Source organism: Peterkaempfera griseoplana, from assembly GCF_001418575.1.
GTDB lineage: Bacteria > Actinomycetota > Actinomycetes > Streptomycetales > Streptomycetaceae > Peterkaempfera > Peterkaempfera griseoplana.
The window spans coordinates 1-12,548 of record NZ_LIQR01000374.1 but is presented as its reverse complement, the minus strand read 5'-3'; the positions used below and the strand labels follow the sequence as shown (position 1 = coordinate 12,548).

General features: G+C 75.2%; 10 protein-coding genes. 3 read left to right on the top strand and 7 right to left on the bottom strand.

Features of this window, described 5'->3' with window-relative positions; all coding sequences use genetic code 11:
* Window positions 1-34 precede the first annotated feature (34 nt).
* Genes AOK09_RS26325 through AOK09_RS26310 form a run of 4 tightly spaced genes read right to left on the bottom strand, consistent with a single transcriptional unit; the run spans window position 35 to window position 4,994 of the window.
* Window positions 35-1,198, bottom strand: a complete 1,164-nt coding sequence (locus tag AOK09_RS26325) for an XdhC family protein (protein ID WP_055589740.1) — start codon at window positions 1,196-1,198, stop codon at window positions 35-37.
* A gap of 48 nt (window positions 1,199-1,246) precedes the next feature.
* Window positions 1,247-3,622, bottom strand: a complete 2,376-nt coding sequence (gene pucD / locus AOK09_RS26320; RefSeq protein ID WP_063796077.1) for a xanthine dehydrogenase subunit D — start codon at window positions 3,620-3,622, stop codon at window positions 1,247-1,249.
* Complete coding sequence (locus AOK09_RS26315; RefSeq protein ID WP_055589739.1) at window positions 3,622-4,107, bottom strand: (2Fe-2S)-binding protein; 486 nt, start codon at window positions 4,105-4,107, stop codon at window positions 3,622-3,624. Before AOK09_RS26315 ends, pucD begins: the two co-directional genes overlap by 1 nt.
* Complete coding sequence (locus AOK09_RS26310) at window positions 4,104-4,994, bottom strand: FAD binding domain-containing protein (protein ID WP_055589738.1); 891 nt, start codon at window positions 4,992-4,994, stop codon at window positions 4,104-4,106. Before AOK09_RS26310 ends, AOK09_RS26315 begins: the two co-directional genes overlap by 4 nt.
* Window positions 4,995-5,274: 280 nt before the next feature.
* Between AOK09_RS26310 and AOK09_RS26305 the strand changes: the two genes are divergently transcribed.
* Window positions 5,275-6,876 (top strand): PucR family transcriptional regulator, encoded by a 1,602-nt coding sequence (locus AOK09_RS26305; RefSeq protein ID WP_055589737.1) that lies wholly within the window; start codon window positions 5,275-5,277, stop codon window positions 6,874-6,876.
* Between the two features lie 6 nt (window positions 6,877-6,882).
* Here the strand turns inward: AOK09_RS26305 and AOK09_RS26300 are convergent, their stop codons facing one another.
* Window positions 6,883-7,269, bottom strand: a complete 387-nt coding sequence (locus AOK09_RS26300) for an STAS domain-containing protein (protein WP_055589736.1) — start codon at window positions 7,267-7,269, stop codon at window positions 6,883-6,885.
* Between the two features lie 465 nt (window positions 7,270-7,734).
* Here AOK09_RS26300 and AOK09_RS26295 point away from each other — a divergent pair, with 465 nt between their 5' ends.
* Both AOK09_RS26295 and AOK09_RS26290 read left to right on the top strand, forming a co-directional pair.
* Entirely contained in the window at window positions 7,735-8,865 is a 1,131-nt protein-coding gene (locus tag AOK09_RS26295; protein ID WP_055589753.1) for an ROK family glucokinase, read from the top strand.
* A 61-nt stretch (window positions 8,866-8,926) separates the two neighbouring features.
* Window positions 8,927-9,877 (top strand): NAD(P)-dependent oxidoreductase, encoded by a 951-nt coding sequence (locus tag AOK09_RS26290; RefSeq protein WP_055589735.1) that lies wholly within the window; start codon window positions 8,927-8,929, stop codon window positions 9,875-9,877.
* Window positions 9,878-9,928: 51 nt separating this feature from the next.
* Here the strand turns inward: AOK09_RS26290 and AOK09_RS26285 are convergent, their stop codons facing one another.
* Both AOK09_RS26285 and AOK09_RS26280 read right to left on the bottom strand, forming a co-directional pair.
* A complete protein-coding gene (locus AOK09_RS26285) occupies window positions 9,929-10,885 on the bottom strand; it encodes a threonine/serine dehydratase (protein WP_055589734.1) in 957 nt (318 codons plus the stop codon).
* 142 nt (window positions 10,886-11,027) lie between these two features.
* The coding region (locus tag AOK09_RS26280; RefSeq protein ID WP_055589733.1) for a CocE/NonD family hydrolase at window positions 11,028-12,548 on the bottom strand (1,521 nt) is incomplete at its 5' end.

The following is a 12,548-nucleotide window of genomic DNA, read 5'->3' as shown; positions in this document are numbered from 1 at the left end:
CACGAATCTGCTCGCGACTGTAGATGCGGCCCGCTCAACCGGTCAAGGCGGCCCGGGGCGCCGACGGCGGACAGCCGTCCCGGTGAATCCGTCCGTCTCCCCAGGTCAGAGGGGTGCAGGAGCCACCACGCCGATGGGCGACGATCTCAGCGGCCACCGCCACCGCGGTCTCCTCCGGGGTGCGCGCCCCCAGGTCCAGCCCGATCGGGGACCGCAGCCGCCCCAGCTCGGCCGCGCCCAGCCCGGCCGCACGCAGCCGCTCCAGCCGCTCGCGGTGGGTGCGCCGCGACCCCATCGCGCCGACATAGGCGATCGGCAACCGCAGCGCCTCCACCAGCAGCGGCACATCGAACTTGGGATCATGGGTGAGTACGCACACCACGGTGCGCCCGTCCAGCGCCCCCGCGGCCGCCTCCCGCGCCAGATAGCGGTGCGGCCACTCCACCACCACCTCGTCGGCTCCCGGGAAACGCCGCCGGGTGGCGAACACCCCGCGGGCGTCGCACACCGTCACCCGGTAGCCGAGGAACTGCCCGATGGCCGCCACCGCCGCGGCGAAGTCGATCGCGCCGAAGACCAGCATCCGCGGCGCGGGCACCGACACCTGCACGAAGAGCACCACCCCGTCCGGATCCTCCGCACCGCAGGGCCGCCCCCGCCGGTCCAGCACCAGCCGCCCGGTGCGCCCCACGTCCAGCATCGCCCGGGCCTCGGCGACCACCGCCCGCTCCAGCGGCTCCGAGTCCAGCGCACCGGCGCACTCCCCGGCGGTCACCGCCAGCGCCCGCCCCAACGGCTCCCAGGGCCCGCCCACCACCTGCACCAGCGCCACCGGCACCCCCGAGGCGACGGCGGCCAGCCCCGCGTCCAGCACCGGATCCTCCCCCCGGCACACCCGCCGCACCAGCACCTCCAGCGAACCCCCGCAGGTCAGCCCCACCGCGAAGGCGTCCTCCTCGCTGTAGCCGAACCGCTGCACCACCGGCTGCCCGCTGTGCAGCACCTCCTGGCACAGCTCATACACCGCCCCCTCGACGCAGCCGCCCGAGACACTGCCGACCGCCTCGCCGTCCGCGTCCACGGCCAGCGACGCACCGGGATCCCGGGGGGCGCTGCCCGCGACCGAGACCACCGTGGCCACCGCGAAGGGGCGCCCGGCCGTGTGCCAGGCGAGCAGTTCCCCGGCGATCTCCTGCATCTCCAAGGCTCCTCACTCCCGCGGCCCGGGGACCGGGCCACGGGGACGTCAGCCCGTCGGCGGCCGCTGCACGGTCAGGTGCTCGGGCCGCACCGGCACCCGGTCCAGCGTCAGCCCGGTCGCCGCCCGGATCGCCGACACCACCGCCGGGGTCGAGGACAGCGTGGGCGCCTCACCCGCACCGCGCAGCCCGTACGGGGCGTGGGGGTCGGCCAGCTCCAGCACGTCCACCGGCTGCGGCGGGGTGTCCAGGATGGTGGGGATCAGATAGTCGGTGAAGGACGGATTGCGGACCTTCCCCTCGCTGACCTGGATCTCCTCCATCACCGCAAGACCCAGCCCCTGCACCGAGCCGCCGTGGATCTGGCCCACCACCGCCGACGGGTTGACCGCCCGGCCGACGTCCTGGGCGGCGGCCAGCTCCACCACCCGGACCAGGCCCAGCTCCACATCCACGTCCACCACCGCGCGATGGGCGCAGAAGGAGTACTGGACATGGCCGAACCCCTGCCCGGTCTCCGGATGCAGCGGCTGGGTCGGCCGGTGCCGGTACACCCGGGTCTCCTCCACGTACTCCCCGCCCAGCAGCTCCGCCACCCCGGCCAGCACCCCGTCGGCGGCCGACACCACCTTGCCGCCGGCCAGCGACAGGTCGTCGTGCGTCCACCCGTACCGGGCGCGGCCCCTGGCGAACAGCGCCTCCCGCACCGCCTCGCAGGCCAGCCGTACCGCACCGCCGGTCATATAGGTCTGCCGCGACGCCGAGGTGGAGCCGGCCGAGCCCACCCCGGTGTCCGCCGGGTGGATCGTCACCCGTTCCACCCCCAGCTCGGTACGGGCGATCTGCCCGTGCACGGTGACACCGCCCTGGCCGACCTCGGCCGCCGCGGTGTGCACCATGGCCGCGGGCTCGCCGCCGATCACCTCCAGCCGCACCCGGGCGGTGGAGTAGTCGTCGAACCCCTCGGAGAACCCCACGTTCTTGATCCCCACGGCATAGCCGACGCCGCGTACCACGCCCTCGCCGTGGGTGGAGTTGGAGAGCGCCCCCGGCAGCTCCCGCACATCGGGCCCGGCCGCGGGCGGCAGCGGCAGCGCCTTGACCCGCCGCAGCAGCTCGGCCACCGGAGCGGGGGAGTCGATCCGCTGCCCGGTGGGCATCAGGGAGCCCTCGCGGACGGCGTTGCGCTGCCGCAGCTCCACCGGGTCCATGTCCAGCGCCGCGGCCAGCCGGTCCAGCTGGGACTCGTACGCGAAGCAGGCCTGCACCGCGCCGAAACCGCGCATCGCCCCGCACGGGGGGTTGTTGGTGTAGAGCGCCAACGCCTCCATCGACACATGCGGCACCTCGTACGGCCCGACGCCCAGCGACGCCGCGTTGCCGACCACCGCGGGGGAGGAGGAGGCGTAGGCGCCGCCGTCCAGCACGATGCGGGCGTCGACATAGACCAGCCGGCCGTCCCGGGTGGCGCCGTGCTCGTAGCGCAGCGTCGCCGGGTGGCGGTGCACATGCCCGAAGAAGGACTCCTCGCGGCCGTACACCACCTTCACCGGCCGGCCGGTGCGCTGCGCCAGCAGACAGGCGTGGATCTGCATCGACAGATCCTCCCGGCCGCCGAAGGCGCCGCCCACCCCGGCCAGCGAGATCCGCACCTTCTCCTCCGGCAGGCCCAGCACGGGGGCCATCTGCCGGCGGTCCACATGGAGCCACTGGGTGGCGACGTACAGGTCCACCCCGCCGTCCTCGGCGGGGACGGCCAGGCCCGACTCGGGCCCGAGGAACGCCTGGTCTTGCATCCCGACCCGGTACTCGCCGCGCACCACCACGTCGGCCCGGGCGCGTACCGCGTCGGTCACCCCGCCGCCGCTGACCACCCGCTGCCGGTGCAGCACATTGCCGGCCGCCTTGCCGCGGTACTCGGCGGGGGCGTGGACATACCCGTACCGGGCGGGGTCAAGGGCCTGCTCCTCCGTGCAGATCGGCTCCAGCACCTCGTAGTCCACGGCGATGGCGGCCGCCGCCCGGCGAGCCGTCTCCGGATGGTCCGCGGCCACCACCGCCACCGGCTCGCCGTGGTAGCGCACCTGGTCCACGGCGAGCACCGGCTGGTCCTCGATCTCCAGGCCGTAGGTCCTGCGCCCGGGTACGTCCTCATGGGTGAGCACCGCGTGCACGCCCGGCAGGGCGAGCGCGGCGGAGACGTCCACCGAGCGGATCCTGGCGCGGGCGTGCGGGGCGCGCAGCGCCGTCCCCCAGAGCATGTCCTCCGCCCACAGGTCGGAGGAGTAGGCGAACTCGCCGCGCACCTTGAGGATCCCGTCCGGGCGTGCGGCGCTGGCGCCGACACCGTGGGGGTGGTCGGTGGTGATCTTCTCCAGGTTCTTCTCACCGCGCAGCACACCGCGCGGGCCGGGGGCACCCATCAGCCGTCCACCTCGGTCCTCGTGCTGCGGCGGGCGGCGGCCAGCCGTACCGCGTCCATGATCTTCTCGTACCCCGTGCAGCGGCAGAGATTGCCCGACAGGGCCTCCCTGATGCCGGCGTCCGACGGGTGGGGGTCACGCTCCAGCAGCGCATGGGTCTGCACCAGCAGCCCGGGGGTGCAGAAACCGCACTGCACCGCACCCGCGTCCAGGAACGCTTGCTGCACCGGGTCGAGGCCGTCCTCGCCGGCCAGCCCCTCCACGGTGCGGACCTCCCGGCCCGCCACCTGGCCGGCCGCCACCAGGCAGGAGCAGACCGGAGAACCGTCCAGATAGACCGTGCAGGAACCGCACTCGCCCTGCTCGCAGGCGTTCTTGGAGCCCGGCAGCCCCAGCCGCTCCCGCAGCACGTACAGCAGCGACTCCCCCTCCCACACGTCGTCGGCGACCACCGGGCGCCCATTGGCCGTGAAGCCGATCCTCATGCCGCGCTCCTCTCCAGCCGCTCGCCGTACTCGGCCCAGCACCAGGCCAGGGTGCGGCGCGCCATCACCGCCAGGGCGTGCCGCCGGTACTGCGCACTCCCCCGTACATCGTCGATCGGGCTGGCGGCCGCCGCGACCAGCTCACCGAACCGCCGGGCCACCGCGCCGTCCAGCGCCCCGCCGCTCTCCCACAGGCCCCCCTCGGCCAGCGCCCCGGCCAGGAACTCCTCCGCCTCCACCGCCCGGCGCGGTGTGGGGGCGGCCGAGCCCAGTCCGGTGCCCACCGTGCGGTCGTCCGGATGCAGGGCGAGGGCGAAGGCGCAGACCGCGATCACCATGGCGTTACGGGTGCCGATCTTGGAGAACTGCTGGGGGCCGTCCGCCACCGGGATCCGTACCGCCCGGATCAGCTCGTCCGGCTCCAGCGCATGCCGCTTCACCCCCAGGTAGAAGGCGTCGATCGGGATCAGCCGGGTGCCGCGCACCGAGGCCGCCTCGACCTGCACCCCGCGGCCCGCCGCCAGCAGCGGCGGGTGGGAGTCGCCCGCCGGGGACGCCGCACCGAGATTGCCCCCCACGCTGCCCCGGTTGCGGATCTGCGGGGAGCCCACCGTGCGCGCCGCCAGCGCCAGACCGGGCAGCGGCCCGGACAGCTCCTCGATGATCCGGGTGTACGGCACCGAGGCGCCGAGCCGTACCACCGCACCGTCCGACTCCCAGCCGCCCAGCTCGGCGACTCCCCCCAGGTCCAGCAGCGCGGGCGGCCGGCGGCGGTCGAAGTTCAGCTCCACCATCACATCGGTGCCCCCGGCGATCGGCACCGCCTGCGGCAGCTCGGCCTTCAGCGTCAGCGCCTCGTCCCAGGTGGCGGGCCGCAGGAACTCCATCCGGATCTCCCTTGCGTACGGTCTCCCTTGCGTGGGGAACGCCCCTCCCTCCGCCCAGTACACACGCAGCCGGCCGCTCACGGGCAGTCACCGATGCCATGAACCCGCACGCCCCACCCGGCCCCGGCTGCTGTAGCTTTCTCCAAAGGGGCGACTGCGCCCGGTCCGGGGGACATCCCCCGACCTGCGGGAGGCGCCCCTCCGGCCGGTGGCGCGGTGGTCCGGCGCCGCCCGGGCGGGTGCACGCCGATGCGGCGTACTCCCGGGAGGAGGCATCACCATGCGGGTTGCCGCCCTGCTGGCCCCCGGCGCGCCCCGGCTCAAGCTGCTGACCGGCGAGGAGGAGCTGGACCGGCAGGTCACCGGGGTGATGACCACCGATCTGCACGACCCCGGCCGGTACCTCCACGGGGGTGAACTGGTCCTCACCGGGATGCTCTGGCGCACCGGCCCCGAGGACTCCGAACGGTTCGTCCGGGTCCTGGCCGAAGCGGGCGCCGTCGCCCTGGCCGCGGGCGAGGCCGAGGTCGGCCCGGTGCCCGCGGACCTCGTCCAGGCCTGCCGCCGCCACCGGATGCCGCTGCTGGCCGTCCCCGAGGACGTCGCCTTCGCCGCCGTCGCCGAGTACGTCGGCCGGCAGATCTCCGCCGACCGAGCCGCCGACCTGGCCGCCCTGGTGGAGCGCCACCGGCTGCTGGTCTCCGCGGCGGGCGGCAGCGGCCTGGACGCGGTGCTGGACCTGCTCGGCGGCGATCTCGACCTGGACTGCTGGGTACTGGCCCCCACCGGCCGGGTGGTCGCCGGGCCGGCCCGCCGCCTGCCGGCCGCCGACCGGGACCGCCTGGTCCGCACCCATCTCGCCGCACGCCGCCGCCGTGCGGCGCCGCCCCACCGGGCCCGGCTGCACGGGCGGCCCTACTCACTGCTGCCCGCCGCCGCCGACGCGGCGGCCGAGGCGCCGCTCGCCGACTGGCTGCTGGTCCTCGCCGGCGACATCACCGAGTGGGCCGCCAAACGCCGCCAGCTCGCCGACAACCTGGCACGGCTGGTCGCCGCGGAACGGGTGCGCCGGGACGAGGGAAGGGCGCTGCGCCGCCGGCTGGCCGACGAGGTCTCGGCCGTGCTGCAGCAGGAGGCCGGGGCGGCCGGGATCGCCCGCGCCCTGCATGCGGCCGAGGCGATGGCGGGCCCGGCGCCGCAGCGTCCGCCCGCGGCCTGGGTGGTGATGGCGGCCGGGAGCGCCGGACTGCCCCCCGGCGCACTGCGGGCGGCCCTGGAGGAGGCGCTGACCGCGGCCGACGACGACCGTGCGCTGGTGGCGGAGGCCGCGGTGGACAAGGGGACCGGCGACGGCAGCGGCGCCCTGGTGGTGCTGCCCGCCCCGGCGACCGGTGCCCCCGCCGACCTGCTGCGTGACCTGCTGGCCCCGCTGGAGGCCGGCCTCGGCCCGGACGACCGGATCACCCTGGGGGTGAGCGCACCGGCAGCCGAGCCGGGCGCGCTGCGCGGCGCCTGGGAGGAGGCCCGCCACGCCCGCCGGATCGCGGGGGCCCGCAGCGGGCGGATCCGTGTCGCCGGCCCGGAGGAACTGGCCTCGCACATCCTGCTGCTGGCCGCCGTCCCCGAGGAGGTCCGCCGTGCCTTCCGCAGCAGGCTGCTGGACCCCGTCGCCGACTACGACCGCGACCACCAGGCGGACCTGCTGCCCACCCTGGACGCCTTCCTGCGCGCCGACGGCTCCTGGACCCGCTGCGCGGCGGAACTCCACGTCCACGTCAACACGCTGCGCTACCGGATCGGCCGCATCGAGGAGTTGACCGGGCGTCAGCTGTCCAGGCTGGAGGACCGGGTGGACTTCTACCTCGCGCTGGCGCTCGGCTGAGCAGGATCAGCGGGCGATGTCCAGGCCCGGTGTGCTGTCCCAGCCGACCACCCGCATCACCCGGCGCAGATGGGGCGCGAGCCCGTGCAGCACCAGCCGCCGCTCGCCGTCCCCGAAGAGCGCGGCGGCGGTGTGCACCAGCAGCCTGCACCCCCCGACATCCATGAACTCCAGCCCGGAGAGCTCCAGATGAAGACTGGCCGGACCGCCCGAGGACCCCGCGGAGGGCCCGCTCTCCGCGGAGAGCACACCGGCGAGACGGCTCACATTGGAGGCGTCCACATCCCCTCTCAGGGCGAGCCGGCCGCGGCGGCCGGTTCTGAAGATCCGCAGCAGCCCGTCCTCGTACACCGGCTCGTGCGGTTCGGCGGTGCGGCGCAGCAGTGTCTCCACGGGCGCCCCCTTCCCGAGGCGGAGGCCGGCCGCCGGATCGGCGGTGGGTGCCCCAGACTCTATGTGCAGTCAGCCGGTTCTGTCACCGGTCGCGCACACTGCGCTACCGGCCTGCGATGTGCCTCCGCGCGCCCGTGCACGCCCGTTGCGCGTGCCGCACCCTGCGGGGACCGCTGGTGTGCCCCGGTTGCGTATAGTCGCCGGGGCGCGGAACTCCCCGTGGACGGACGGTGAGGACGGCCGCCGGTACCCCCGCCGGCCGGGCGGGGGCACGCGGAGGACGGCGGAGCGGTCGGCATCCGGGCTACCGGGCCGGAAGCCGCGGGCGGGGAGCCCGGTCCCGAAGCTGCGGGCGGGGCGCCCGGGCCCCTGCCCGGCACCGGGCCCGGAGCCCGACACGGCGGAGACGGAGCGGAATTGAGCGGCAACGGCGACCCCAAGCGGGAGAAGCACGGCAAGTTCTCCATGCTCGGCTCCGGATCGGGAACCGGGTCCGGCCTCGGCGGCCGCGGCGGGAGGACCGCGTACCGCAGCGCCAGCCGCCGGCGCCGGTCGGTGCACCTCAGCTCGCTGCGGCTGCCCACCATCGGCATCGACATCGGCGGCACCAAGGTGGCCGCCGGTGTGGTGGACGCGGACGGGCGGGTGCTGGAGCGGCTGCGTACGGAGACCCCCGACAAGAGCAAGAGCCCCAGGGTGGTCGAGGACACCATCGTGGAGCTGGTCCTGGACCTGGCCGACCGGCACGACGTCCATGCGGTGGGCATCGGTGCGGCGGGGTGGGTGGACGCCGACCGCTCCAGGGTGCTCTTCGCGCCGCACCTCAACTGGCGCGGCGAGCCGTTGCAGCAGGCCCTCAGCGAGCGGCTGCGCTTCCCGGTGATCGTGGAGAACGACGCCAACGCCGCCGCCTGGGCCGAGTGGCGCTTCGGCGCGGGACGCGGCGAGGACCACCTGGTGATGATCACCCTGGGCACCGGCATCGGCGGCGCCATCGTCAAGGAGGGGCTGCTGGAACGCGGCCGCTGGGGCATGGCCGGGGAGTTCGGCCATATGCAGGTGGTGCCGGGTGGCCACCGCTGCCCCTGCGGCAACCGCGGCTGCTGGGAGCAGTACTCCTCGGGCAACGCCCTGGTCCGTGAGGCACGCGAACTGGCCGCCGCGGAGTCCCCGGTCGCCGAACCGCTGCTGGAGCGGGTGGCCGGCGATGTCTCCGCCATCACCGGCCCGCTGGTCACCGAGGCCGCGCAGGACGGTGACGCGGTGGCTGTGGAGCTGCTGCACGACGTCGGGCGCTGGCTGGGCGTCGGCATCGCCAACCTCGCCGCGGCGCTGGACCCGGGCCGGTTCGTCGTCGGCGGCGGGGTCTCGGCCGCCGGGGACCTGCTGCTCGCCCCGGCCCAGGACGCCTTCCGCCGCACCCTGACCGGCCGCGGCTTCCGCCCCGAGGCGCAGATCGTGCTGGCCGAACTCGGCAATGAGGCCGGCCTGGTGGGCGCCGCCGACCTGGCGCGTCAGGTCGCCCGGCGGTTCCGCACCGTCAAGCGGCGGCGGGTGGAGCGCCGGGGCGGCGCCCCGGACCGCGGCGACGGATGAGGGGTGAGGACCGGCGGCCGGGCGGTGGAAGCCCGCGGCGGCGCGATACGTTGGGCCGACCATGACGACACCGCGCGTACTGCTGCACCCCGGCCTGCTCGACAGCACGGAACTGCCCGCCGACCTCGCCGGCCGGGTCGAACTGGTGGAGATCCCCACCGAGGGGCCGCTGCCCGACGGCCTCACCGCCGAGGCGCTCTTCACCTACAACACCAGTGCCGCCAACCTCGACGACGCCCTCTCCCGCGGCGTGCGCTGGGTCCACCTCTACGGCACCGGACTGGACCGCGCGGACCTGCCGACCCTGACCGGCGGCGGACGCGTGGTCACCAACTCGGCGGGCGCCGGAGCGGTGCCCATCTCCGAGTGGGTGCTGGCCGTGATGCTGGCCGAGGCCAAGCAGCTGCCGGAGAGCTGGGGTGAGCCCGGCGACGGCCGCAGCTGGGGCGGTCCCTACGGACTGCGGAGTCTGCACGGCAAACAGCTGGCGCTGATCGGGCTGGGCGGCATCGGCCGGGCCGTCGCCGTCCGGGCGCTGGCCTTCGGCATGGAGGTACGGGCGCTGCGCCGCACCGGCGGGCCCAGCCCGGTGCCCGGGGTGGAGGTGGCCGGCAGCCTGGAGCAGGTGCTGGACGGTGCGGACCATGTGGTGGTGACCGCCCCGCTCACCCCGGCCACCCGCGGGCTGCTGGACGCCAAGGCGTTCCGCCTGATGAAGCCGGGCGTCCACCTGGTCAACATCGCCCGGGGAGCCATCGTCGACCAGGAGGCGCTGCGCGGCGCCCTCGACGACGGCACCGTGGCCCGAGCCTCGCTGGACGTGGTGGAGCCCGAGCCGCTGCCGTCCGGCCACTGGCTCTGGTCGCACCCGTCGGTACGCCTCAGCGCCCATGTCTCCTGGGAGTGGGAGCACGCCCGCGCCACCAACGCCGAGATCTTCTTCGCCAACCTCCGCCGCCGCCTGCGGGGCGAGCCCCTGCACCATGTGGTCGACGGCGCGGAGGGCTACTGAGCCCGGCGCCCCGCGGTCGGACGCCGGGCCGGTCCGGCCGCTGACGTCCCGTCAGTACTCCTCGCCGAGGTCGGAGGGGTCGGTGTTGGCACCGCACAGCACCACGCCGACCCGCTCGCCGGGTTCGGGCCGGTACGCCCCGCAGCGGAGCGCCGCCAGGGCCGTCGCGCCCGCCGGCTCCACCGCCATCCGCCGCCGCTCCCACAGCGCGCGCCGGGCCGCGGCGATCTCCGCATCGGGCACCAGCACACTGAGCACCTGGTGCCGGACCGCGATGTCATAGGCGATGGCCCCCAGCCGCCGCGCCCCGAGGGAGTCGGCGGCGATCCCGGAGACGGGCACGTCGACCGGTCCTCCCGCGGCCAGGGCGTCATTGAGGGTGGGGATGGCCTCCGGTTCCACCGCGACCACCCGGGCCCGGCCGTCCACCGCGGCGGTGACCCCGGCCAGCATCCCGCCGCCGCCGACCGCCACCAGGACGGTGTCCAGGCCGTCCGGGCCCGCCTGCTCCAGCAGCTCCAGCGCCATGGTGCCCTGTCCCGCGCAGACCTCGGGCTGGTCGTAGGCGTGGCAGAAGAGCGCCCCCGTGGAGCCGGCGCGCTGCGCGGCGGCGGTGAAGGCCTCGGCGTACTCGTCGCCGTGCAGTCCCACCACCGCTCCGGTGGCCTTGAGGGCGGCCAGTTTCACCGGGGAGGCGGTGGTGGGCACGAAGATCTCGGCGGGCACGCCCAGCCGTGCGGCGGCGTATCCCACCGCGAGGCCGTGGTTGCCGCCGGAGGCCGCGATCACCCCGGTGTCGGGCAGCGCGCCGGCCTCCCGGGCGGACAGCAGCCGGTTGAAGGCACCGCGGGTCTTGAACGACCCGGAGTGCTGCAGCATCTCCAGCTTGAACAGCGACGGCCCCACCGGGGCGCCGGCGTCCTCGGGGTCCAGCTCCGCGACCGGCGTCCGCCGGACCCGGTCCCCGATTCGGGCCGCCGCTTCTTCGACATCTGCACGGGTCAGCATGGGCCCGACCCTACGCCTCCGCCGTCCTGTGCCACGGGTGACCGGCTCGGCGTCCACCAGCCGTTCACCTGCGCGGCGAACGGGGCCCGGGGCGGGCGGCACCACGCTCCGGCCGCGGTGCCGCCCGCCCCGGGGGTCGGGATCACCTCAGCGGGACCGAGATCCAGGACGGGTCGGTGGCGGGGGAGTCGAAGGCCAGGGTGGTCCCGGCCGTGTTGTGGGTGATGTACAGCGGGTCGACGGTGTCCACCACCAGCGCCAGCCGGTGCCCGGCGGGCACGTCCCAGGCGGTCGACTGGAGGGCGATGTCGGCCGAGAAGCGGCTGCCCGGGGTGCGGTCGAGGAAGGTGTACGGGGCCTGGCTGACCAGCCGCCCCACGCCCAGCGCGTCCACGTCGTAGAGGTAGGCGATCAGGCTGCCCTGCTGGTCGCCGGGGACCAGGCCCAGATGGGCCCGGACGCTGCCGCGGATCCGCTGCACCGACCCGTAGGCGCCGGACTGCCAGACCGCGCTCACCGCGCGCGGCAGCAGCGGTACGGACACCAGCGGCGGCACCTTGAGGAACTGCTCGGCCAGGTTGCTGAGGAAGATCACCCCGCCGTCGGCGCCGGAGTCCACCCCGGTGGTGACCGAGGTCCGCCATCCGGTGCCGGCGCCCGGGCCCAGGCTGCCGGTGCCCAGCCAGTCGCGGGCGCCGAGGCCGAGCCGCAGGGTGCTGCCGCTGACGGCCTGCCAGCTGGGGTAGTCCTCGTAGGAGTCCTGCAGCTGGGGTTCGATGTGCACGGGCTGCTCACGGTCGATGCCGTTGCCGGCGCCCATCAGATAGTGGTCCAGCCACCGGCGGGCGTCGGTCCAGACGTCGTTGGGCAGTCCCAGCAGCCCGGTGGCCTCGGCGGTGGCGTGGTCGCCCGGGCGCAGCTCCAGCCGCTTGGGGCCGGTGAGCCGCTCGAAGAAGTCGGTGAGCTGGTTGGGCGGGAAGATGGAGTCGCCCCAGGCGTTGGCCAGCATCACCGAGGCGCCGTTCGCATTGATCCGGTCCAGGTAGGTGGCGGGGGAGCGGACCTTCGCCCAGGCCTTGACGGCGTCCTCGGTCGGGCGGTCGGACCCGAAGAAGGAGGTGAGCATCTGCTGGAGTTCGTCGCTGGGGCGGCCGGTGAGGTAGCCGGCGACGGTGAGCAGCGCGGCGGACTGCAGATGCTGGGTCTCGTCGCTGTACAGGGAGGCGACCAGGTCCGCCCAGCCGCTGAGCGCGGCGACGGTGCGCACCCGGGGGTCGAAGGCGGCGCCCAGCAGGCTGAGCCCCGCGCCGTAGGAGATGCCGGCCATGCCGATGCGGCCCGGGTCGGCGGCGGTCTCGGCCAGGGACCAGTCGATCACCTTGGAGACGTCGGCGACGTCCGGCGGCCCGGCGACCTCGATCTGCCCGCCGGAGCCCCAGAACCCGCGGGGAGTGTAGCTGACGACGACATAGCCGGCGGCGGCCAGCTGCCGGGCCTGGGCGAGGTACTCCAGGTCGTTGAGGCTCCAGCTCGCGGGCAGCACCACCAGCGGGTGACGGACGGTGCTGTCGGCGGGGGCGTAGACGTTCCCCTTGAGCACCACTCCGCCGGAGCCGGGGATGTCGACGAACCGCAGGGTGGGGGCGGTGGCCGGGACCGCGGC